The organism is Parabacteroides goldsteinii (genome assembly GCF_020091425.1).
Classification (GTDB): Bacteria; Bacteroidota; Bacteroidia; order Bacteroidales; family Tannerellaceae; genus Parabacteroides; species Parabacteroides goldsteinii.
Window position 1 is genome coordinate 1,539,595 of the sequence record NZ_CP081906.1, and the last position, 22,378, is coordinate 1,561,972.

The 22,378-nt window shown below is 41.6% G+C and carries 21 protein-coding genes and 1 pseudogene; 19 read left to right on the top strand and 3 right to left on the bottom strand.

The window, feature by feature from the left end; genetic code table 11:
- Nucleotides 1–523 precede the first annotated feature (523 nt).
- From K6V26_RS07235 to K6V26_RS07255, 5 genes are read left to right on the top strand one after another with little or no spacing between them, the layout of a single operon-like run.
- A complete protein-coding gene (locus K6V26_RS07235) occupies nucleotides 524–1,423 on the top strand; it encodes an MraY family glycosyltransferase (RefSeq protein ID WP_224264952.1) in 900 nt (299 codons plus the stop codon).
- Nucleotides 1,408–2,475, top strand: a complete 1,068-nt coding sequence (locus tag K6V26_RS07240) for a glycosyltransferase (RefSeq protein WP_224264953.1) — start codon at nucleotides 1,408–1,410, stop codon at nucleotides 2,473–2,475. The genes K6V26_RS07235 and K6V26_RS07240 overlap by 16 nt, the downstream gene beginning before the upstream one ends.
- A gap of 21 nt (nucleotides 2,476–2,496) precedes the next feature.
- The gene (locus tag K6V26_RS07245; RefSeq protein WP_224264954.1) at nucleotides 2,497–3,519 is read left to right on the top strand and encodes a glycosyltransferase family 4 protein; all 1,023 of its coding nucleotides are present in this window, start codon (nucleotides 2,497–2,499) and stop codon (nucleotides 3,517–3,519) included.
- Nucleotides 3,423–4,697: an O-antigen ligase family protein gene (locus K6V26_RS07250; RefSeq protein ID WP_224264955.1), complete on the top strand. Its 1,275-nt coding sequence runs from the start codon at nucleotides 3,423–3,425 to the stop codon at nucleotides 4,695–4,697. The genes K6V26_RS07245 and K6V26_RS07250 overlap by 97 nt, the downstream gene beginning before the upstream one ends.
- Nucleotides 4,698–4,706: 9 nt before the next feature.
- Nucleotides 4,707–6,428 carry an ATP-binding cassette domain-containing protein gene (locus K6V26_RS07255; RefSeq protein WP_224264956.1) on the top strand — a complete coding sequence of 574 codons (1,722 nt, stop codon included), beginning with the start codon at nucleotides 4,707–4,709 and terminating at the stop codon, nucleotides 6,426–6,428.
- Between the two features lie 89 nt (nucleotides 6,429–6,517).
- Here the strand turns inward: K6V26_RS07255 and K6V26_RS07260 are convergent, their stop codons facing one another.
- Genes K6V26_RS07260 through K6V26_RS07270 form a run of 3 tightly spaced genes read right to left on the bottom strand, consistent with a single transcriptional unit; the run spans nucleotide 6,518 to nucleotide 7,747 of the window.
- Complete coding sequence (locus tag K6V26_RS07260; RefSeq protein WP_007659174.1) at nucleotides 6,518–6,784, bottom strand: hypothetical protein; 267 nt, start codon at nucleotides 6,782–6,784, stop codon at nucleotides 6,518–6,520.
- A 58-nt stretch (nucleotides 6,785–6,842) separates the two neighbouring features.
- Nucleotides 6,843–7,289 carry a glucosaminidase domain-containing protein gene (locus K6V26_RS07265; RefSeq protein WP_224264957.1) on the bottom strand — a complete coding sequence of 149 codons (447 nt, stop codon included), beginning with the start codon at nucleotides 7,287–7,289 and terminating at the stop codon, nucleotides 6,843–6,845.
- 2 nt (nucleotides 7,290–7,291) lie between these two features.
- Complete coding sequence (locus K6V26_RS07270; protein ID WP_010803439.1) at nucleotides 7,292–7,747, bottom strand: HU family DNA-binding protein; 456 nt, start codon at nucleotides 7,745–7,747, stop codon at nucleotides 7,292–7,294.
- A gap of 279 nt (nucleotides 7,748–8,026) precedes the next feature.
- Here K6V26_RS07270 and K6V26_RS07275 point away from each other — a divergent pair, with 279 nt between their 5' ends.
- The 14 genes and pseudogenes from K6V26_RS07275 to K6V26_RS07340 all read left to right on the top strand — a co-directional run bounded on the left by K6V26_RS07275 (nucleotide 8,027) and on the right by K6V26_RS07340 (nucleotide 22,373).
- Entirely contained in the window at nucleotides 8,027–8,269 is a 243-nt protein-coding gene (locus K6V26_RS07275; protein ID WP_224264958.1) for a DUF4248 domain-containing protein, read from the top strand.
- 115 nt (nucleotides 8,270–8,384) lie between these two features.
- A pseudogene (locus K6V26_RS07280) lies at nucleotides 8,385–9,503 on the top strand (ATP-binding protein); the annotation flags it as partial.
- Nucleotides 9,504–9,544: 41 nt separating this feature from the next.
- The gene (locus tag K6V26_RS07285; RefSeq protein WP_122328301.1) at nucleotides 9,545–11,287 is read left to right on the top strand and encodes an ATP-binding protein; all 1,743 of its coding nucleotides are present in this window, start codon (nucleotides 9,545–9,547) and stop codon (nucleotides 11,285–11,287) included.
- Between the two features lie 401 nt (nucleotides 11,288–11,688).
- Nucleotides 11,689–11,853: a hypothetical protein gene (locus K6V26_RS07290; protein WP_158599459.1), complete on the top strand. Its 165-nt coding sequence runs from the start codon at nucleotides 11,689–11,691 to the stop codon at nucleotides 11,851–11,853.
- Between the two features lie 161 nt (nucleotides 11,854–12,014).
- Nucleotides 12,015–13,115 carry a hypothetical protein gene (locus tag K6V26_RS07295; protein WP_053078069.1) on the top strand — a complete coding sequence of 367 codons (1,101 nt, stop codon included), beginning with the start codon at nucleotides 12,015–12,017 and terminating at the stop codon, nucleotides 13,113–13,115.
- A gap of 35 nt (nucleotides 13,116–13,150) precedes the next feature.
- Nucleotides 13,151–14,266: an acyltransferase family protein gene (locus K6V26_RS07300; protein ID WP_224264959.1), complete on the top strand. Its 1,116-nt coding sequence runs from the start codon at nucleotides 13,151–13,153 to the stop codon at nucleotides 14,264–14,266.
- Nucleotides 14,267–14,287: 21 nt separating this feature from the next.
- Nucleotides 14,288–15,448: an OmpA family protein gene (locus K6V26_RS07305; protein ID WP_224264960.1), complete on the top strand. Its 1,161-nt coding sequence runs from the start codon at nucleotides 14,288–14,290 to the stop codon at nucleotides 15,446–15,448.
- Nucleotides 15,449–15,476: 28 nt separating this feature from the next.
- Nucleotides 15,477–16,445: a glycosyltransferase family 10 domain-containing protein gene (locus K6V26_RS07310; protein ID WP_122328333.1), complete on the top strand. Its 969-nt coding sequence runs from the start codon at nucleotides 15,477–15,479 to the stop codon at nucleotides 16,443–16,445.
- Nucleotides 16,446–16,626: 181 nt separating this feature from the next.
- A complete protein-coding gene (locus K6V26_RS07315) occupies nucleotides 16,627–17,037 on the top strand; it encodes a hypothetical protein (protein WP_224264961.1) in 411 nt (136 codons plus the stop codon).
- A 316-nt stretch (nucleotides 17,038–17,353) separates the two neighbouring features.
- Complete coding sequence (locus K6V26_RS07320) at nucleotides 17,354–17,848, top strand: hypothetical protein (RefSeq protein ID WP_122328297.1); 495 nt, start codon at nucleotides 17,354–17,356, stop codon at nucleotides 17,846–17,848.
- Nucleotides 17,848–19,233, top strand: a complete 1,386-nt coding sequence (locus K6V26_RS07325; protein ID WP_122328296.1) for a replicative DNA helicase — start codon at nucleotides 17,848–17,850, stop codon at nucleotides 19,231–19,233. The genes K6V26_RS07320 and K6V26_RS07325 overlap by 1 nt, the downstream gene beginning before the upstream one ends.
- Nucleotides 19,230–20,444 carry a DNA primase gene (locus K6V26_RS07330; protein WP_224264962.1) on the top strand — a complete coding sequence of 405 codons (1,215 nt, stop codon included), beginning with the start codon at nucleotides 19,230–19,232 and terminating at the stop codon, nucleotides 20,442–20,444. Before K6V26_RS07325 ends, K6V26_RS07330 begins: the two co-directional genes overlap by 4 nt.
- A gap of 46 nt (nucleotides 20,445–20,490) precedes the next feature.
- Nucleotides 20,491–21,219, top strand: coding sequence for a hypothetical protein (locus tag K6V26_RS07335; RefSeq protein WP_224264963.1), 729 nt, complete (start codon nucleotides 20,491–20,493; stop codon nucleotides 21,217–21,219).
- A gap of 20 nt (nucleotides 21,220–21,239) precedes the next feature.
- Nucleotides 21,240–22,373, top strand: coding sequence for a glycosyltransferase (locus K6V26_RS07340; protein ID WP_224264964.1), 1,134 nt, complete (start codon nucleotides 21,240–21,242; stop codon nucleotides 22,371–22,373).
- Nucleotides 22,374–22,378 lie beyond the last annotated feature (5 nt).

Below are 22,378 nucleotides of genomic sequence, written 5' to 3' on the forward strand. Positions count from 1 at the left end.
ATTTTACTAAATAAACACTATCATTTTCCATTTCCAGTTTCTTGTCCTTTCCTTTTTCAGACAACTGATTATTTCCAGGTTATATATAGATTGTAAATAGACATCGTTATTGATTTTTTACTTACTCTATATATAAAACATGCTAGTATATAGTTGATATATAGTGGTTTAAACTCAATGACCCTTATTCCGTAAATAAGGGTCAAAATAAAAAACACTAGTATGTCACCCTCAGGAATGGGACTGACGACCTTTGTTATATCAACCCTCAAATAATAAATGCATGTTAACTAATTCATTTTTAGTTGTTTTGGATGTTGTTGCCGGAGAGCCATTGAAAAGTAAGATATCTTTATTTCTTTGTTTGATTTTGTCATTTTTCTTTTCTCTGATGTTTCTTCCTCAAATTTTGAATATATCGCGACGTAAACAATTATATGATACGCCGAATAGGCGGAAGTGTCATCATGAAAGAATTCCCCGTTTAGGTGGCTTGGCATTTTTTCCTTCCATTGTTTTGTCTATGTCATTAGTAGTCGGTTATCGTTATTTGATTGGTTTTCAGATGAATCACCAATTAAATGGCAATATATTGTTGGAGTTTTTGTTTTTGTCGGCAGGATGTTTGTTCCTGTATATGACTGGAGTAGAGGATGATTTAATAGGGGTTCGTTATTGTAAGAAATTTTTTATACAATTTGCCGTGGCTTCTTTACTTCCGGTATCCGGTTTCTATCTGGATAATTTATACGGATTGTTTGGGGTGTACATATTGCCGGAATATATCGCGATTCCGTTTACAGTCTTGTTGATTGTTTTCATAACAAATGCTGTCAATCTGATCGATGGCATCGACGGATTGGCAGCGGGAGGGAGTGCTTTCTCTTTCCTGGTGATTGGGCTGATGTTTTCTCTCAAAGGGTTATGGCTATATTCGATGTTGGCTTTTTCGGCGTTGGGTTGCCTGATTCCCTTTCTATATTTTAATGTATGGGGCCGTACTGCCAAAGGAACCAAGATGTTTATGGGAGATGCCGGAGCGTTGTCGTTGGGATATCTGTTGTCTTTTCTGGTCATTAAATATGCTGTGTATGTATCGGAAACGGAACCGGATGTAAAGAATCTGGTAATTCCGTTTACCTTATTATTCATTCCGATGTTCGACGTCCTTCGTGTCATGTTGGTACGTGCTATGCACCACCGTCCCTTATTTATTGCCGATAAGAATCATTTGCATCATAAATGTTTGGCTGCGGGCATGACTCATTTACAGGCAACGGAACTTATTCTGGTATTTACAATCGTATTATTGGTCCTGAATAATTGGTTGACAGGCTTCTGTAATATAACTATTATATTGATAGTCGATTTGCTGCTCGGTATCTTGTTGAGTAAATCATTGAAAATATGGAAAAGAAAATGATTTCGGTCATTGTACCGGTTTATAATGTGGAGAAATATTTGCCGGCTTGCCTGGACAGTATTTGCCATCAAACATTGAAAGAACTGGAAATTATACTGGTAGATGACGGCTCGACCGATAACAGCGGGCGTATTGCAGAACAGTATGCCTTGCAGGACAAACGTATCAGGGTGGTACATCAGAGAAACGGAAATCCGGGAGCGACACGTAATGTCGGGTTAGAATTGGCGACAGGAGAATATATCGGATTTGTCGATTCGGATGATTGGATCGAACCGGAGATGTTTGCTTCTCTTTATGTGAAAGCGGAAACGGATAACCTGGATATTGTCGTTACAGGGGTAACAACAGAATGGCTGCGTGATAACCGGAAAAAGGAAAACCGATTTGTAGAATCGATTACAGAATGGCCGGCAGTAACATCACTGGATGCTTTTCTATTGTTGAAAGAGAAAAAAATGTTTGCGGTAGCCTATAATAAATTATACCGCTCCGAGTTACTGAAAAAACAAAAAGTCCGGTTTATGGAAATGTTACCCCATGAAGATTTGGTATTCAACCTGCGTGCATTTTCGTTTGCCGAAAGAATCGGTTTTATTCCGGATAGCAGTCCTTATCATTATTTATGCCGGGATGAGATGAGTGCTGCCGGTTCTTTTTCATCAGACCATTTGCAGGCCTGTCAACTGACGGAAGATGCGTTTCGTCACTTTTTCAGAATACATGACTGGAATAGCAATGATATGGAATCCTATCTGAGGTCTGGAAGAATTACCGATTATTCTGCGTATGCGGCAAGTTTTTATAAAAAGAATTGTCCTCTTACGCGCAGGGAACGTATCGAATGTCTGGAAAAGGAATTTAAGCAAAACGGCTTATTAAGACGGGATCTCATATTGTCACGTCCTGCCGGTTTCCAGCAAAGAATGTTTTATTTCTTTCTGTTTAAAACAACTTCCGGAATGACAGATAGTTATTATCGGATTTTATTCTATATGCGGTATCATTTTGATGGTGTTTACCGTATTTTCAGACGACTTATATCTAAATAACATATGATTACCATTGTAATTTTGTATACAGAGCTAATGCCTTATAATGTAATAGTTATAAAGGCGTTGGTCGATAGGGAATGCCATGTACATGTCGTATTGTCGGATTCAAACAAGAAGACACCTTATTTGCCTCCCCAGTTGGAAGGCGTCACGTATTACAACCGTTCTTCGTTTTGGGATCCCGACCATTTATTCCGCTTGGTAAAAAGGTTGGAACCTGATTTGATTTGGACTGCCGGTTGGATAGATCCCTTATATAACGAAGTGGCAGGCAAAGTTCGTAAGCAACTGCATATACCCGTAATAGCCAGTAGCGATACCCAATGGAGAGGGGGAATGCAATGGTTCAATGTCCTGGTATCCCGTTTTCGTCATCGCAGGTGGTTCAGCCATTTGTTTGTATCGGGTGAGCCGCAGGTTGCTTATGCACGTAAATTGGGATTTCGCCAGGAACAGATTCTGATGCATAATTTATCGGCCGATGTGGAGTTATTCCATAACGTCGATTTGAAAATGCGGGAAAAAGAATATCCGCGTCGTTTAGTATTTATAGGTAGATTTTCGAAAGAAAAAGGCTTGGCGTATCTTTTGGAGGCCTGGAATACGATACCGGATCGTAAAAACTGGAAATTGGTATTGATAGGGAACGGACCGGATTATCCTAAACTGAAAGGATATCCGGATGTCGAAATAAAAGATTTTATGCCGCAGGAAGAATTGGCGGAAGAGCTGGAAAAGGCGGGTGCATTTATTTTACCTTCTGTTACCGAACCCTGGGCACTGGTGATACATGAAGCCGCTTGTGCCGGTTTACCGATACTGGCATCCGCTTGTTGCGGTGCCGTGAGTTGTTTTGTGAAAGACGGGGAAAACGGATTTTTGTTTAAGCCGGCGAATAAACGTTCTATTCGTAAAGCTATCGAACGTTTTATCCGTTTGCCGGAGTGGCAGTGGGTACAAATGGGGCGGAGAAGCAGGAAACTGTCAGAGAGGATTACACCGTCGAAAGTTGCCGATTGTATTTTAGCCGTATTGAAATGATGGTTGCCACGACGGATATTCTTTCCCGCATTGCATTGCCGGGTGTCCTTTTGTTGACACTGACAAAGGTCATACCTTATTTTTATCCTATTCCGGATAATGTATACTATGCTGTATTTTTAGTCCTTTTTATCTGGTTTGTTTTACGGGGAGGTTTGAAAATATCATACACTTACATACCTTTTCTGGTTGCCTTGTTTATCTCTATCTGGGTGAATGAGATTCCTGCTTATTTTAAAGTATGGTTCCGGGTTCTGGCTTTTTTATCTGTAGTCTTTGCTGTCGGCCCTTTCTTTATAAATCCGTATATGGTTACGTGGAGGCGTTTGCTTTTTGTATATGTGTTAGCGGTTATCCGGTGGATTGTGATAATCTCATTCTTAGCATGGGCATTCAGGTTACCTTTTGTACATGGGTACAGCGGTTTCCGTGGATTGACAAATCAATCCATGCTGCTCGGTCCGTTAGCAGGTATTTCAATGGTATATAGTTTGTACCGTTTTTATTTGTCTTCCGGAATTTGTGAACGATATAAACAAATTGGAATTACGGTTATTTCATTCGCCGTACTATTACTGGCCGGTTCCCGTGCCGCATTGGCAAGTTCTGTTATGGCTGTTGCTTTTTTTTATAGCCGGATTTATCGTCATCGTGTGGAACGGTTGGCACGGCTCGTATTTATGCTGGCTATATTAGCTGTATTGACAGCCGGTATTTGGTGGCCTTATACGGAAAGAATACGTTCTAAAATGGAAGGTGGTAAAATAGCAGGTAGTTTGACCCGTTCACGAGATGATTTATGGGATGCCCGTATGACCGAATTTAAGGGATTTCCCATCTTTGGAGTCGGATTTGCTACCGTAAAGCCTGACTACGCAAAGACAAACAAAGTAAATCTGGAGACCGGGACTATTGAACCGGGGAGCAGTTGGTTATTTCTGCTGTCTTCAATGGGGATAACGGGTTTCCTGGCTTTTTTTATTCCGTATCTGTCTTTTATGTACCGGATGTTCCAAAGGGAATCGGTCGGTATAAATGGCTATTTTTTGGGTTCTCTGTTGTTTTTGTTCTTTTTTCACCTGTTTTTTGAAGGGTATGTAGTGTCTTCGGGGGCCTACTTATGTTTTTTTCTGTGGCTGTTGTTGTCGGAGTGTAATAAAGTAATTAATGTAAAATAATTGTTCGATATGATACAAATCATACCTTCGGAGTTGAAACGTTTGTATAAAGTATTGCCTCGTTTATACAGGTTACGGTTGTTGAAGGTCGGTATTTCTGTTTTTATTATGGCGGTTTTGGATTTGGTGGGGACCGGCGTTTTATTACCTGTTTTATTGCTGGTGCTTAATGAGAATATCATCATGGAAAATCGCCATATGGCCTTATTTTACAGTTGGATGGGATTTGACAGTATCCGGTCGTTTGTATTTTTTATCTGTATAGTAGTATTGCTTTTTTCAATTATACGTGTTTGTCTGTCTGCCTGGTTGCAGTATAAACAGAACAAACGGTTATTTTATATATCCAGTTATTTGTCCCTTCAGCTTTATCAGAGTTATTATTCACGGGGGTATTTATTCATCAAGCAAAACAACAGCCATAAGTTGATTAATCAGGTCAACAGTGTAGCCGGTAATTTAATACAAGGTTATTTTGTACCTTATGCCCAATTACTTTGTGAGTTTTTTGTTACAACCTCTATTCTGGTCGGATTGATTACATTCAATATCTATGTATTTTTACTGGTCGTTTTCACATTTGTCCCTATTACATGGACCTATTATCGTTTTTCCCGTTCCCGGATAAAAGAATACGGGAAACAGTTGAATCTGTTGAATCCCCAGAGGGGCAAATTATTACAACAGACATTTATCGGGTTTACGGATATGGAAATGAATAATACTTTTTCCAACAGCTTTTCGCGATTCACGGCCCTGTTGAAAAAACAAAACAGTTTGACTGTCCGTAATTTTATTTTGACTAATTCTTTACAAAAAGTATTGGAGGTGGCTATTGTGTCTTCGGTGGTGGTGTTGATTATTGCAACACAGTTATTTAAACTTCCATCCATAGGGCTGATAGTCGGTATATTTGCCATCGCCGTTTACCGGGTGTTACCGGGTATTATAAAAGGTACGGGATATATTTTTCAGATGCGGGGTAATTCGTTTGCGTTGAACCTGTTATCCGATCTTGAGTCCGGGCAGGTTACACAGGTCATAACGGAACAAGTTCCGATCGAGTTCGGGCATTCGATAACAATCCGGGATATTTGTTTTTCTTATGATGGAAAAGCTCCCATATTCGATCATTATAATCTGGAGATACATAAAGGCGATTTTATTGGTTTCCGGGGAGAGTCCGGTTCGGGTAAATCGACCTTGTTTCATTTGATACTGGGGTTTTTGCAACCGGATTCGGGAGGAGTTTATGTGGATGATGCTCTTTTGTCTGCCGATAAACTGACCTCCTGGCGGAGCCGCATCGGCTATGTGTCGCAACAATTGTTTATGGTGGAAGGTACGTTACTCGATAATATCGTAATGGGGTATAATAGTGAACATCCGGATATGGACCGGATCGACCGGGTTCTCCGTCTGGCTTCGCTGAATCATTTTGTCGGTTCTCTGCCCAAAGGTGTTTATACACCGGTGGGGGAAGGCGGAAGCCTGTTGTCGGGAGGTCAGCGCCAACGGTTGGGGATTGCCCGGGCTTTATACAAGAAAGCAGAGATTCTGATGTTCGACGAAGCGACTTCTTCTCTGGACGAGACAACGGAGCATGCGATCAACGACTCTATTATCCGGCTTTCTGAGGAGTGTCCGGGATTGACGTTACTGGTTATTTCCCATCGTCCGGAATCGTTATCTGTTTGTCGCCGGATCGTGGATATATGTAATATACAATAACAATGTATATTAACTTAGTATGTGATCCCGGGACAAGCCCGGGATCACAGGATAGTGACTTCTGACACCTTCCCGCTAAAGGAAAAGGATTATGCCAGCAATTTTAGCAAATACCCTCCCGTTGCACAGAGAATCAGTGCCGTACCCATTATTTTTTCGGGTGCAGGGAAGGTTTCCCTGATATTGAGAGTATCGCCCCGACCGCTGCCAGCGCCACTTCCGTATTCTGATGGCGGACAGCCAGGATAGCCAGTATCGTCAACCACAGGTTGACCGGGTTTGTGTTTCCCTTTGCCCCGAAAAATCAAACGGGCGATCGTAGTCAGGAAACCGAGGATAGCTTCAAGATATTTCATAGGAATAATTTTAATGTGTCAATATGCCAATATGCAAATGTGCCAATTGAGCGGTTATTTATTTCATATAGTTGCAAATCGTAATCAGCAGTTTTCGGTAGGCTTCGCAGTTGTCGCCGTTTTGTTCGCTGATGTAGCGGCTGTAGGCGATTTCCTTGGCATAAGCCTCGGGATAAATGCTGATGGCAGCAGCCGTCGGATAGACTGTACGGATCAACCGGGCAAAATCAAAGAAACTTTGTTGATCCGATTCGTATATACGAAATTGCAGATGAGAGATTCCTCCGTCCTCTATTCTGAGCGTTTTCGCTCCTTTCCAGTAGAGGGTAGATTGTCCGTATCCGGTAAGTCCGAAATAGTTGTGGTATGTCCGGCAAAGAACACTTTCACCCCAACCGCTTTCGATGGCCGCTTGTGCCAGTATGATATCCGGATTCAGCTTGAAATGTTCCCCGGCCGCTTGGGCAGCCGGAAGGAACTGTTTGAAGAATGCTTGCTTATCCATGCCTATTCGATTTCAGGACGATCTTCGGAACCGCTGCCGCCATTGTTGTTGGCATCGGGATCGATGATCGGTTTCAGCTCTTCAAATTTGGCATTTTTCTTGATATCGGCAAGCATAGTGCCCGATACGTATACGATGCGTGCATCGTTAAAGAGAGAGGTATTGAAATCATCTTTTGTGGCAGCCCCTTTGCTTCCTGCAACCATGCGGAAGTTTCCGAGGCGGCCCATACTGATGATATCGCCTTCTTCGAGGCGTTCCTGCATGACCGAAAGCAAGCCTTCGATCACCAGCATGACATCCCCGATAAATGCGGTGCTTCGCATGGCGATCATGCTGCATAACTTTTCGAAACTGACTTTCTTCAATGCCCGGACCTGTGCATAATACAGCTCGGAACCTGCGGCAGCGTCTTTACGCATGTCGGGACGTTTTACGAGGTGATAATTTAAAGCCATGGGAAATAATTTTTTAATTTGACAATGTGCCAATATGCCAATGGAAATACTCCGAAAGCTATTGACGGTTAACTGGTTGGTTATCGATAACAGTTCAAAGGTACGACGGTGGGAGAGTGTCGTTTCCGGTTAACTCCGGTTGTGTACGGTTATGTATGGATAAAGGCTGATATGTCTGGCTATAAAATGATTTCAGTTGGAATATATAGAGGTAAATGCTTGTTTTTCTGTTATTTATTTTGTAAATTTAAAGCATAAACCAATTAGAAACAGCAGGATATGAATAAGGAAACGAAACAACCGGAAGTACATGTAAAAGTACGTAGTTACGGACTAACAGAGTTGGGTTTGTTATATAACCCGTCCTTGCAGCCCGATTCGGCAGCGAAAGCCATCAAGCGTTGGATTGCCTTCAACAAGGACCTGACAACCGCCTTGCAGCAATCCGGCTGGCGCAAAGGCCAGCGCAAGTTTACACCTTTGCAGACGCAACAGATATTCAGGTTTCTGGGAGAGCCTTGAGAATTGAAAATTAGGAATTGAAAATTGAAAATTAGACAGTACGTACGGTATAATTATTTATCTTTGTGTGATAGTTGCCGATAATGACAAGTAATAATTAGGAAATAGTTTCGATATGAATACGAAAACCAGAAAACTTCCGGTCGGGATACAGAGCTTCGAAAAGGTTCGTGAAGGAGATTTTGTATATGTAGACAAAACCGATTTGTTATATCGATTGGTTCAGTCCGGTAATCCCTATTTTTTAAGCCGTCCGCGGCGTTTTGGTAAAAGTTTGTTTCTTTCGACATTAGAAGCCTATTTTCAAGGTAAAAAGCATCTGTTTAAAGGTTTAGCGGTTGAAAAACTGGAACAGGACTGGAAAATATATCCGGTATTGCATCTGGATCTGAATGCTGAAAAATATGATTCTCCTAAAGCTCTTGAAGCTATTCTGAGTTCTCATCTTACACGGTGGGAAGATTTATACGGGAAAGGAAAAGATGAACAAACCCTTTCCACCCGCTTTGCCGGTATTATTCGCCGTGCAGAAGAAAAAACAGGTATGCAGGTTGTCATATTGGTAGATGAATACGATAAACCATTATTACAAGCATTAGGTAATGAGACTTTGACGATAGAATATCGTAATACATTGAAAGCTTTTTATGGCGTTCTTAAAAGTCTGGATGGCCACCTGAAATTTGTCTTTCTTACAGGAGTAACCAAGTTTGCGCATGTAAGCGTATTCAGTGATTTGAATCAATTGGTAGATATCAGTATGAATTCGGATTATGCGGCTATCTGCGGAATAACATCCGAGGAATTGCGTTCGAATTTTATACCGGAACTAGAGGTCCTTAGTCTTGAAATGAATTTTGCATTGGATGAGACTATCCATCAGATGAAGCTTAAATATGACGGTTATCATTTCCGGGAAGAAACTCCAGGCATATTTAATCCGTTCAGTGTCTTAAATTGTTTACATACGCGTCGTTTTGATAATTACTGGTTTCAAACAGGAACTCCTACTTTTCTGGTTGAATTATTGAAAAAGAGTGATTATGATTTGCGGTTGCTTTTGGAAGGTGTGGAAATGCGTGCTTCTGCTTTTTCGGAATATCGTATGGAGGCGAATAATCCAATACCGCTACTCTATCAAAGCGGTTATCTGACAATCAAAGGATATGATAAAGAGTTTGCTTTATATACATTGGCTTTCCCGAACGAAGAAGTAAAATATGGCTTCGTCGATTTATTTTAAATAATACTGAATTTTTAAAACAGAAGAAAGATATGGCAAAGAAAATACCTTACGGATTGACAGATTATCTTCGTATTGTTACAGAAGATTATTATTATGTGGATAAGACACGATATATTGAGGATTTGGAAAAGACGGCAGCTTTTCTGTTTCTGATCCGTCCGCGTCGTTTCGGAAAGTCTTTGTTCCTGAATATGCTTTACTGTTATTACGATGTGAGATATGCAGATAAATTTGACGAGTTATTCGGCAATCAATATATCGGCAAACATCCAACTTCAGAACAAGGTAAGTATCTGGTACTTTATTTCAATTTCAGTGCCGTTCGTGGAACGGGAGAGGCGTTGGAGGAAAACTTCAACATGTATGCTAAAATACAGATGGAAGCGTTCGCCGACCAGTATGCGTCTTATTTTGAACCCGGCTTCTCACAGGGTATACGGGAATTGAAGTCGGCAGCCAGCCAATTGAATTATATAGGAAAACGTGCCGGTATGTTAGGCTTGTCTATCTACCTGCTGATCGACGAATATGATAATTTTACAAATACGATATTATCCAGTGAGGGTAATAATGTGTATCGTGCCCTGACACATGACTCTGGTTTTTACCGTGGATTTTTCAATATTGTCAAAGCAATTACAACCGGTCCGGAAGCTCCTGTAAAACGAATGTTCATTACCGGTGTGTCGCCTGTAACCCTGGATGATGTAACGAGTGGATTTAATATCGGGACGAATATTACGACGGATGAACAATTTAATTCAATGGTCGGATTCAGTGAATCTGAATTGCAAGAGATGTTATCCTATTATGAATCAGAAGGAATGCTGGTTAACTCAAAAGAAGAACTTGTCAGGTTGATGAAGCCTTGGTATGACAATTATTGTTTTGCCTGGGAATGCATAGGGCAGACTATGTATAACTCTGATATGGTACTTTATTTTTTGAATAATTATTTATTGAAAAAACGTGCCCCTTCCGATATGTTGGACCGTAATATCCGTACCGATTACAGCAAATTGCGTCATTTTATCCGTATCGATAAGATGCAGGAAGAAGGACGTTCGGTTATAACCCGCCTGATCGATACAGGCGAAGTGAACGGAAATGTGATAAAAGAGAGTTTTCCTGCTGAGAATCTGGCTGATCCGGGAAATTTTGTTTCCTTGTTATATTATTTCGGTTTGTTGACTTATGACCGGATAGAATATGGGGAGACGATAATGAAAGTACCGAATCTGGCGGTTCGCGAACAGATTTACGGCTACCTGGTGGAAGCAATGAAAGAACGCGATTCGATTGTTTTCCCGTTTATGGAATTGTCCGACCGTATGCGCCGCATGGCTTATTTTGGAGAATGGGAAGCTGCGTTGGGCTTTTTTGCTGATCAGGTGGATAAGAAAGCTGTCCTTCGTGATGCGATCTATCAGGAATCGACTATCAAAACACTTATGTTAGCCTATATGGGTTTAACGGATTATTTTATCATCTGGCCCGAGTTTGAAGCCGGGCGTGGTTTTTCAGACCTTTACCTGATGCCCAATCTGGCCAATTATCCGGACATGCAATATTCTTACCTGATAGAGTTGAAGTTTCTGAAACGGGATGATACGACAACTAAAGTTGAATCGTTGATGCAGGAAGCAGAAACACAATTGCATAAATATGCATCCGATGAAAAGGTAAAGAGCAGTACAGGTAACACCCGTCTGCGTCTCCTTGCCGCAGTTTACAGAGGCTGGCAACCGGAGGCAATGCAGGAATTTGAGTGATGTTGATACATTCTTTATTCTAGTCCGAAGGTCAGAGAATTACAATCGTATTTAGAATGCATGATGTTTTTGCCGAAAATTACAATCGTATTTAGAAATAATTGAACCTACTTTTCCCTTGATGGAAAAGTAGCCAAAAGATCAAGGCTCAACCGGCTTCACTGCTCCGGTGAAAGACTTCGCTGAAAAATCCGAAACTCGCTTCGCTCAGACAACGGATTTTTTTAACAGCTTCGTCTTCCCCCTTCGCGGACGTTCACCCGCTTAGGCCTTTCCCAGGAAGCTGTGCTTCCTCTTAGGATGGCCGATACCGGTACTTATAGAACAAAAACTTTCGGATTTAACAGGTAGTATCGGCAATCTTAGGAGAACGCAAAGCGTTCTATGAAAGGCCTCATCTGGTGAGCGTAAAGCGAAGTATCCGTAGAGAGCGCCCGGAGGCTGTGCTGTTTGAGCGTAGCGAGTTCACAGACGACAGCGAACGTAGGATACTGAGTAGCGAACCAGATGCAGCCTTGATCTTTTGGTTACTTTTCTATCAAGAGAAAAGTAACATTCAATTCTGATAAATCTTGAACCCAACCTTACCTTTGATTATATTAACGGAACAATCAACATGAAATCGTTTAAAAAACTGGATAAGGGCTACCGCTGTTTTATGTCGGTATTCATTGGCTTTTTAGTGCCTGGATGTAATCTTTGAATCTAATAATAGAATTGATAATCAATGGAAGAAATGCTTGAATGTACTTGTCCTCTTTGTCAGGAGGGCAAATATAAGGGTGAAGACTATTATGTGGATATGTCTTTTCTGAAAAAAGAACGGCCGGTTGGCGTATCCGGATTGTTGCGTGTAAAAAATGATGCCGAGTTCTTGTCGGATTGTATAGAATCATGTATCGATGCTTTGGATGAATTGGTTATCTGCTATCAGGATTGTACGGATAATGCACCGGAGATTATCCGGGAAAAACAGCGGAAGTATCCGGATAAAATCAACGTTTTTTATTATGCTCCTCCGGTCTTCTGTCATGGGTTGACAGAAGAGGCAAAGAAAAATGCCTTTTCTTTGCCTGATTCTTCTATACATAAACTCTGTAATTATTACAATTATACCTTGTCGAAGAGCACTTACCGGTATGCCATGAAAATTGATAGCGATCAGATTTATTTTACAGATAAATTAAAACGATATTGTGATGCTTACCGGGCAGATAATAAAGTCACCTTTTCTTTGGGGGATTATTTTGGAAAATATTATGAGAAGATATATCGACGGATCATGGTGAAATATACTTTTTTATCCTCCTTTGATTTATTTTCAAGAATACCTGCGATACGTGATTTTGTTTTTCGGAAATATGAGAATTATATTATTAAAGAGGTTATTAATAATAAGTATGCCGTTTCTATGTCCGGTATTAATTTGGGGTATAAACAAGGAGAGTGGCATATTTGCAGATTGGGCAAATTAATATATAATGGAACGGTCGACCATTTGATTTTTGGTATAACAGAAGATACTTTTTATATAACCAGCGTAGGTAGGAAAAATCCGATTGAGGTTATGAGATATAATAAACCGATTTTATTTGGAGGATGGTTCTGGTATCATTTACAAGGAATGCGAACGAATTCGTATCAAAATATTAAAGAATGGATCGTTCTAACGTCAAAATTAACATGGAACACAGTATCTGCTGATTGGAATTATTTCCAGAAAGGAATATGGTTATTCTGTGGACAGTATGAAAAGAATCTGCCGATTCCCGCTCTGCTATTGAAAGAAACGGCTCGTAATATATCAAAAAGAAATAATTCGTATTAAAAACTTACATAAATCATGCGAAAAATAATTAGTATATGAAAAATAATCAAGTACATTATTATTGGCTGGATCTGATTCGTTTTCTGGCTGAATTTTTGGTTCTTTCATCTCATTTTAGAGGAGCTTTTTTTGTGGAATATGGATTACTTCCCGCTGAACAGCAAAATGCTTTTATTTCTTTTTTTTATTTAGTGACTCGTTTAGGTCATGAGGCGGTTCTGATTTTTTTTGTGATGAGTGGTTTTTTGGTGGGAGGACGTGTGATTGAACGATTAAAAAACGGTGTTTTTGATTTGAAGAGTTATGGAATAGATCGTTCGGTTCGTATTTTGTTACCATTGGTCTCAACATTGTTATTTCTTATACTCACAAACTTTATTCAAGGTATTGATACGGACTGGATAGCTTGGTTTGGAAATTTACTGTCGCTCCAAGGTATTTATTGTTCCAGCGTGATTGATCCTTTATGGTCCTTGTCGTATGAAGTTTGGTTTTATATTTTAGCAGGCTCCCTGGCAATGCTTTTAAAAAAGCATACAAATGGAATAGCTATTCCATTTGTATTATTATTAATTTGTTTGTTGGTTTTTACAAAACTGAACTCAGTCTATCTCTTCATTTGGGTTATGGGAGCTGTTACCTATTGGGTGCAACCTAAAATATGTAATAAGTTTTTATTGTGTGTGGCTTTATTGGCTATGATTATATTGATAGGAACTTTGCAGTTTACTCGCGTATCACGTTCGCTTTCTTTGGGAGAATATAGTTCTTTTTTACCGAATAGAGATGCATTGGAGTTGTTGTTTTCTTTTACTTTTTGTTTGTTTTTGCAGCAAGTTATTTTGATTTGTCCGGTTAATTGTCTTGCTAGATTTATAAATAGCATGGGCACGAAGTTTGCTGCATTTTCATATACTCTTTATTTAACCCATATGCTTGTTCTTCGGTTACTGGAATATTATGGGGCACCGAAAAGTACGAGTGTAAATTGGTTTTCTGTAGGGTATTACATAGGGGAACTGATTTTGAGTATGATAGTCGCCTATTTTATTTATTGGATATTTGAAAAACGTACGGCTACGGTGAAATCATGGTTAAAAAACAGGCAATTCTCGTGCCGCATTCCATGTCTATCGAAAAGAGATAATTAGTATTAAAATTTTACATAAATCATGCGAAAAAGAATTTTAGAAGGGATTGCCGGTATTGGTTTACTGGCTGTTCTTCCGGCTTGTAGTACTCAAAAACAAGCAATAATGCCGGAAGATGTGTATGCTGTGGCACGTACCGTACAAACCGGAACGGAGCAGGAAACGGGGACTGACAAGCAACAGGGGCAAATATCCCGGAATGTGGTAATTCCCCAGTTACAGGTCGATGCCCAGTCTGTTTATAACCGGATGATTAATTACATCGTTCCGGAAGAAGAATTGGCTCCGGTGTTATTGAAGGAACAACTGGCTGTTTACATTGATTTTCCGGCCGGTGGTGTTCAGGTGAATCCTAAATACGGAAATAATTCTGCCGAACTGGCAAAGCTGGAAGGACATTTGAAAACCTTGTTGCAATCTGCTGGCGAGCATGTAAAAAATATCCGTATTACCGGTTACGCCTCTCCTGATGGGAACACGAAGGATAATGAGCGTCTGGCAGGCAACCGTGCCGTTCAGTTTAAAAACTATCTGCAGAAACAATTCAAACTGCCTGCAACCTGCCAGGTTTCCGTCGATTGGGTGGGAGAAGACTGGGGTGGTTTGAAACGTTTAATCTCCGGGTCAGATAAAAAATACGGTAGCCGTGTACTGGCTATATTCCAACTGACTGATGATCCGGATAGCCGTCGTAAACAGATAAAAGCCATAGATAACGGTGCCGTTTATAAAGATATCGAAAAGAGTTTTTTCAGCCGTTTACGCCGGATGGAACTGGCTGTCGAGACAGAAGCGCAACAATCCGCCCAGACCGATCCCCAATTGATCGAAACGATATATACCCATCCGGAAAAAATCTCATTGCCTGATTTTATCCGTTTGGCCTCTTTCTATCGTCCGGGTACCGAACAATACCGTGAAGTATATGAGATGGCTGCCTATACCTATCCCTCCTGTGCAGTCGCCCTCCTGAATGCCGCTGCCGCTTCGTTGGCATTGGGTGATAAAGAATCGGCCCGCCACTTTTTTCAACAGGTAGGCGATGATCCGCGCGCTTACAATAATCAGGGAGTTTTATTGCTGATGGAAGGAGATAAAGAAGGAGCTGCCTCTTATTTTCGTAAGTATCTTCCCCTGAATCCGAGAGTAGCCCGTGAAAACCTGAGAATGATAAATGAATAGTTTTTGGATCAACTAAATGAATTTGAATATGAAAAAGAAAATACGCTGCAATTTTGTCGATTTCTGGCCGAATTTTGATTATAGGTTTACCTTATGGTTCTTATTGGATGAATATGAGTTTCTGATAGATAAAGAGCATCCGGATTATTTATTCTATTCCTGTTTTGGCAATGAACATTTGTTTTATGAAGACTGTATCCGGATTTTTTGGAGTGACGAAAACGTTGTGCCCGATCTTAATTTATGCGATTATGCTTTGAGTTTGAGTAACCTTCAATGTGATGACAGAACTTTTCGAAAATATAGCGGGTTTTTGTATAGAAAGGATTCTCATTTGATTTTACCGGTTTTAAAAGAGGAAGCGTTGCTTAACCGTAAATTCTGCAATTTTGTTTATTCCAACAACACTTGTGCCGTCCCTTATCGGGAGTTGTTCTTTAAAGCTTTATCCGGTTATAAACGGATTGATTCCGGTGGTGCTTTTTTGAATAATATGGGTAAGAGGGTAGCCGATAAGAGACAATTCTTGCGTGATTATAAATTCACTTTGGCAATCGAGAACTCGAGCTTACCGGGCTATGCGACTGAAAAAATTTTGGAGCCATTTCTGGCCCAATCGTTACCACTTTATTGGGGCAGCCCCACTGTCAGTTCGGATTACCATCCGAACTCGTTTGTTAATCTGATGAATTATTCTTCCATAGAAGAAGCTATCGAGGAGATTATCCGCCTGGATAAAGACGATGCTGCTTATCTGGAAAAAATGATGATGCCCTTTTGGCCTTATGGGGCGGATTTTGAAGACTTTCGAGATAATGAGATAAAAAAAATAAAGGATTTTTTCATCTATATTTTTGAGCAACCTTTGGATAAAGCCGGTCGCCGGGTACGTTATGGCTGTAACAAATTTACTATTATGAGACGAAGGAGATATTATGCTCCGACATTCCTTGAATTGTCAAAAACTATGACTAAAAAACTATTGAAGAAAAAATAAGGGTGTTTTGAAATGTTAAGACCAGTCTTTTAACTTCAAAATAAGGGACTTTTACAATCAAAGGTCATGACCTTTTTTTAGGAAATAAGCAACCCATTCCCGGCCTAATACATACAACAATGGATAAAAAAAATTATGCAGGCTTGCGGGAGGAGATCCGTTATCTTTTCCGACTTTTAAAGTGAATATTCAACAACAACCGGATCCGGTACGAACGGTTATGGAGATAGCTGTCTTTTTACGTGAATCGGGTGATATCGATAATGAACAATGGCATAAATTTTCCCGCCGTTTTTTTACGGAATATCGCGATACGATCATGCAGTATTACGGTTATGAAAGCCAGCTGTATTATGCGCCACCCAGGGTATTGGTTTACCCACGCTTCTTTATTGCAGTTATGTCGGTTTTATTGGAGCTGGGAATTATCAGAGCTAAAAAAGGGCAATTGGTTAAAACGCTTTGCGGTATGTTTTGTTTTGACCAGGAACTTTCCACTGTCCGCAGATGGTTTTACGAGATGCCCCCTGAATATGAAGAGATTTTAACAACGTTTAAAGATTTATTTTGCACACTAAAAATCAAGAAATAAATTATTAATCGGCTGGGAATGAGTTTGCTTTGTTCTTGTTTTCCCGGTTTTTGGTGTACTCCGCCCAGTGGTATACCGGATGTATATTTACATCATGGGGTAAGCGGGCAGGAGTGTCCTGAATGATTTTTTGATTGCACGTTTCTTTGTATTAGTTATAATAATATTCATTCTATATTAAAGAGGCCGTACGAACCGTTGTCAAGGTAATGTCTTATAACCATCTTCTACCGTTTGATAATCAAAATTCGTAATCTGTCACAAAAGCGCGCTTTTACCTGTCACGTTTGAATTAGTAACTAAAAAGGTTGTAAAAATGAAAAAACGTAAGGAAAACATGACACCGGATTACCGGAAGTCGGGCTACCTGAAAGTGGGTAGAAGTGTGTTGCGCGCATTTTTTATGGGAGAACGCGATCTCCGTGAGTTGGCTAGTATTTTGCTCTGTGTCGAAACTTTTGCCTATTTCAGCGAAGGACAGGTTTGGCTGAACGATCAGGTTTATTTCTGTCATCCGGGAGAGTGGATCACTTCGTACACGGAGATCGAGGAACTGACGGGTATCGATCGCCGCCAGGTGAAGAAGTATCTGGTGAAGCTGGAAAAGCAACATTTCGTACTTGTGTCGAATGTCGGTTTTTACAAGCGGATTGCGTTGGTCAATTATGAACAATCCGTACAGGTGCAACATGGGGAACCGGCGGACCATAATCCGAACGAAACCGACCGGAATAATTCCGGCGGTAGTATTTGGGATGAAGCGATGAATTTTTATAATCCGGGTAATGATCAGAAAGGGGCGGTGAACTGATGAACACACAAAAGAACATGCAGTCTCAGCCGAACACGAACCTTCGGCTGGAACAAGCCGTGATAGCCGGCTTGTTGGTGAGTCCGGAAGCGATATTCGATGTGGCGGACCGGTTACAGCCGGATATGTTCAGCGACAACCGGATCGGTTTTGTCTACCGGGCGGTACTTTCGCTGATGGCCTCCGGAACAGCTGTCGATATGCTGACCGTAGAGAATGAGATGCGACGGCTGGATAACGGCTTGTATATACAGTTGAATGGATTATCGTTTCTGTCGGATATGTTGCTGGACGTACGTAGCGATGCCCATATCCGCATTCATGCCGACGAGCTGGTCCGTTGTTATACCTTGCGTCAGCTGGTGAATGAGTTGAAGAAAAAAGAGACGGAGGCGCAATTGCCCTCCGCCGATGTTACAGCGTTGTTGACGGGGATAGAGGATCTGGCAGGCTCTTTACGTGATGGCATGGCACATGTCTCGTCGATGGAGAATGCCGGTGCGGTAGCAGCCCGTGTGTTGGATAAATCGTATCGTGAACAGGCTTTGCTTGAATCCGGGGAAATCAGCCGTCTCTTTTTCGGTTTGCACGACCTGGATGCGATGACGGGAGGACTTTACAAAGAGGAATTGACGGTTGTTGCCGGACGTCCTTCCATGGGGAAATCAGCGGTTGCTCTATGGATGGCACTCCATCAGGCGCGGCAAGGTACGGCAGTCGCCTATTTCAGTGTGGAGATGAGCAAAGAGCAAAATGTGATGCGACTGCTTTCGATGATCAGCGGAGTCAATGCGGATAGCCTGCGTTTTAAAGGTACTACAGCCTCTGACCGTGCCCGGTTGGAAGAAGCAAAGAAGGAACTGGAGCGGTTGCCGCTCACCTTGGAGTATTGCGGATCGGACACGATCGAAGATATGCGTGCCAAAGCCCAGTCTTTGCATAAGAAAGGCTGGTTGGGAGTTTTATATATCGATTATCTGAATCTGATCAATATTATTCTATCAAAAAATGATTTGCAGGAGACAACTGATCTGGCCTTGGGCAACATTGCCCGTAAGGCGAAACTGATGGCGGAAGAGATGAAAATCCCGGTGGTTTTGCTGGCCCAGTTAAACCGTGATGTCGATCGCCGCCAGGGGAGTCATTTCCCGATGCTGAGCGATTTGCGCAATTCCGGTGCGATAGAACAGGTGGCGGATGGGGTCATATTCGTTTATCGTGCCGAGAAGTACAATATTTTTTATGATCCGAAGACAAAGGAAGATTTGCGGGGAGTGGGCATGTTGCTGGTTGCTAAAAACCGTAACGGGGCAACAGGAATAGCCAAATTCCGCTACAATCCGGCAATGACCTGCCTGACGGATTATGATCCGAGAATAATATGAACCGGATAGATCGTATCAAACAAGTGGCTCGTTTGGAGGAGGTGGTTGAACGCTATCTGCCTCTGAAACGGAGCGGAAGTTCGGCAAAGACGCTGGTAGGGCTTTGCCCGTTTCATGCCGACCGGCATCCGTCATTGTGTGTGAATGTGAAAGAACAATATTATAAATGTTTTGCTTGTGGCGAGGGAGGCGACCTGTTCAAATTCGTACAGCAGATAGAGGGTTGCGATTTCCGTACGGCATTGAAGAAGCTGGCGGGGTGGTACGGTTTGCCGGATACCGGAGAGGATTACCAACCGGTCAAATATCCTCCGGTACGACCGAAGCAACAGCCGGCACCGGTAGAACCGGTCAGCCAACTTTGTATAAACAGCCTGCTCCGCAGCCATCGGATGATATTCGATTTGCTGGAAACCTATATTCCGGAAGCGGATATTCTCCGCGAAACATATAAAGCGTTTGAAGTAGGCGTAGCTCCAACTTCTTTACCTGCCTCTTATACGGATTTGTGTGGCCGTATTATCTTTCCGATACGGAATGAAAAGGGAGAACTGATTGCTTTTGCCGGACGATACCAAGGAGAAACGGAAGGGACGGATATCCGTAAATACATCAATTCGCCGGATAGTCCGGTTTACCATAAAAGCGAAATTTTATATGGCTTATATCAGGCCCTGGAGGCAATTCGTGAACATCATTTTGTTTATATCACCGAAGGATACAAAGATGTGTTGGCCATGCACGCCGCCGGGTTCCGGAATACGGTGGCCTTATGCGGAACGGCATTAACCGAACAACATATAACGTTACTCAGCCGGTATACCCGGTACGCCATTATTATGCTCGACGGTGATGAAGCCGGGCAAACGAACGGGATACGATCGGCACGCTTATTGGTTGAAAAAGGCTTTTCGGTCGGCCGGATCGTTCTCGAACCGGAGCATGATCCGGATTCCCTGCTTTGTATGATGGGACGCGAAGATTTTACCGGATATATAAGACGATTGACCCGTTTCAGCCGGTTGGAAGTTTATGAAACCGACCTGCTGCGGCAGATCAGAAAAATTTTGGAAGACTTACATCTGGCTTTAACTATTGAGGAACGGACACGTTTATTTGCCGAAATGATTCCCTTACATAAACGCTTGGAAAAAGTGACACGGCTGCTGGCACATTCTCCGGTCTTGAAGGCGGAATGGTTATTGGATTAGTCGTTGAAAAATCAATAAATTCAAAATAATTTTTAAAATAGAATATATGATTGTTGACCGAGAACGCAAAGTGATATACTTGCACAATCCGAAATGTGGCGGAACATTTTTAAGAGATATTTATATTGAGGAGTATGGCAAAACAGAGGCTACGAAATGGTGGAAACTTTTTTCAAAAGAATATGGAACAGATTTGGGCCATATAACGTATGATGATTTGCCTCGTTTTATACCGAAATGGGAGGATTACAGGCTTGTTACGATGATCCGGAATCCTTATAATCGTTTTTATTCCGGAATAAAGGAACTGAAAGGTCACCTGGTTCCATTTGAGTTTTGTCGCATAAAATGCTCAGGGCATTTAAAAGATGAAGAATGGTTGAGTTTGAACAAATTCCAAAAAGCATATGACTTTTTGCGAAGTATCTGTCCCGGGACAGATACCCGTCTTCTGGTGAAGCGATGTTCAGCTTCACCAGAAGACACTTGTAAATATATTTCTTCATTGAAGCGTAGTAAGCAGGATGTTCTTTTGCGAAACAAAAGAATTCCCTGGATAACTCCCCAAAGTTACTATATAGCTGAGAAAGTAGAACTATTACGGTATGAGTCGGAAAGCGATTGGGAAAAATTACTGGGTATTTTCGGATTGTCCGCGTATAAAGAACATTTGAAAATAGCAAAGGACTATGAGATACCGGACGCTATTCGCGAGATGATTGAAAAGCTTTATCCGGAGGACCGGGAGTTATTTCTGATGTATGGTGATAAATAATCAATAGAAATTTTGTATAAATGAAAATATTACATGTCATTCCTTTCCTGAGTGTTGAAAGTGGAGGACCGGCTGTCAGCACGCTGTTACCGGTCAGATATTTGAACAGAATGGGGAAAAATAGTAAAATTCTGACATTCCGTCCTCCTTTAGGGGAGACTGTCTTATCTGAAGAGTCATTTATCCGTTATTTGCCGGAGCTAAAAGGTTGGCAGAGGCGTGTAAGCTATTCTTCCCGTTTAAAAGAGATGTTAGGGAAAGATACTGATACAGATGTTTATCATATACAGGGACTTTGGTTGTATCCGGTTTATCTGACTGCACACATGGCCTGTAAAAAGCAGAAACCCTATATAATCACTTTGCGCGGGATGCTTTATCCTGAAGCACTGAAACAATCAGCCGTTACAAAAAAACTGGCATTATCTTTTTTCCAGCGCCGGCAGTTACAGGAGGCTACATGTGTGCAGGCCACTTGTGAGGAAGAGATGTACTATTACCGTGAGATGGGGTTTACAAATCCGGTCGCTATTATTCCAAACCCGGTCGAATTAGAACCGGTAGCAGACGCTGTTTCGAAACCGGATGACATCAAACGTTTCGGATACCTCGGCCGTATTCATCCGCGAAAACATATAGAGCGTTTGATCGATTGCTGGCAACGGCTGGACGAACCGGGCGAATTAGTGATAATGGGAAACGGAGAACCTGGCTATGTGGCTTATTTAAAGGAGAAAGTTGAAAAAGCACTGTTGAAACAGGTCCGTTTTACCGGGTTAGTGACGGGGGATGAAAAAAAACGGCTGCTTGCTTCTCTTTCCTGCCTGGTCGTTCCCAGCGACTTTGAAAATTTCGGACGTATTATACCTGAGGCATTGATGCAGAGCATTCCGGTTATTGCATCGACAGGTACTCCGTGGCAGGAACTGGAAACGTGCCGGTGTGGCTGGTGGGTGAAGAATGATTCGGAGACTTTGACTGATACAATGCGTAAAGTGTTGGCGTGTGATAAAGCCCTGCTGGATGAAATGGGCGAGCGGGGACGGCAACTGGTGTTAAAGAAATATACTGTAGAAAAAGTATCCGGACAACTGGAAGTAATGTACGACTGGGTAACCGGGAAAATAGATAAACCGGATTTTATATATTATTGATGATG

Bases quoted from the DNA above. Each gene is read 5' to 3' on its own strand.
- K6V26_RS07285 (WP_122328301.1), top strand. From the start codon at position 9,545: ATGGCAAAGAAAATACCTTACGGATTGACAGATTATCTTCGTATTGTT.
- K6V26_RS07335 (WP_224264963.1), top strand. From the start codon at position 20,491: ATGATTGTTGACCGAGAACGCAAAGTGATATACTTGCACAATCCGAAA.
- K6V26_RS07265 (WP_224264957.1), bottom strand. From the start codon at position 7,289: ATGGATAAGCAAGCATTCTTCAAACAGTTCCTTCCGGCTGCCCAAGCG.
- K6V26_RS07330 (WP_224264962.1), top strand. From the start codon at position 19,230: ATGAACCGGATAGATCGTATCAAACAAGTGGCTCGTTTGGAGGAGGTG.
- K6V26_RS07260 (WP_007659174.1), bottom strand. From the start codon at position 6,784: ATGAAATATCTTGAAGCTATCCTCGGTTTCCTGACTACGATCGCCCGT.
- K6V26_RS07310 (WP_122328333.1), top strand. From the start codon at position 15,477: ATGAAAAAGAAAATACGCTGCAATTTTGTCGATTTCTGGCCGAATTTT.
- K6V26_RS07240 (WP_224264953.1), top strand. From the start codon at position 1,408: ATGGAAAAGAAAATGATTTCGGTCATTGTACCGGTTTATAATGTGGAG.
- K6V26_RS07275 (WP_224264958.1), top strand. From the start codon at position 8,027: ATGAATAAGGAAACGAAACAACCGGAAGTACATGTAAAAGTACGTAGT.
- K6V26_RS07340 (WP_224264964.1), top strand. From the start codon at position 21,240: ATGAAAATATTACATGTCATTCCTTTCCTGAGTGTTGAAAGTGGAGGA.
- K6V26_RS07320 (WP_122328297.1), top strand. From the start codon at position 17,354: ATGAAAAAACGTAAGGAAAACATGACACCGGATTACCGGAAGTCGGGC.
- K6V26_RS07305 (WP_224264960.1), top strand. From the start codon at position 14,288: ATGCGAAAAAGAATTTTAGAAGGGATTGCCGGTATTGGTTTACTGGCT.
- K6V26_RS07270 (WP_010803439.1), bottom strand. From the start codon at position 7,747: ATGGCTTTAAATTATCACCTCGTAAAACGTCCCGACATGCGTAAAGAC.
- K6V26_RS07300 (WP_224264959.1), top strand. From the start codon at position 13,151: ATGAAAAATAATCAAGTACATTATTATTGGCTGGATCTGATTCGTTTT.
- K6V26_RS07325 (WP_122328296.1), top strand. From the start codon at position 17,848: ATGAACACACAAAAGAACATGCAGTCTCAGCCGAACACGAACCTTCGG.
- K6V26_RS07235 (WP_224264952.1), top strand. From the start codon at position 524: ATGTCATTAGTAGTCGGTTATCGTTATTTGATTGGTTTTCAGATGAAT.
- K6V26_RS07295 (WP_053078069.1), top strand. From the start codon at position 12,015: ATGGAAGAAATGCTTGAATGTACTTGTCCTCTTTGTCAGGAGGGCAAA.
- K6V26_RS07255 (WP_224264956.1), top strand. From the start codon at position 4,707: ATGATACAAATCATACCTTCGGAGTTGAAACGTTTGTATAAAGTATTG.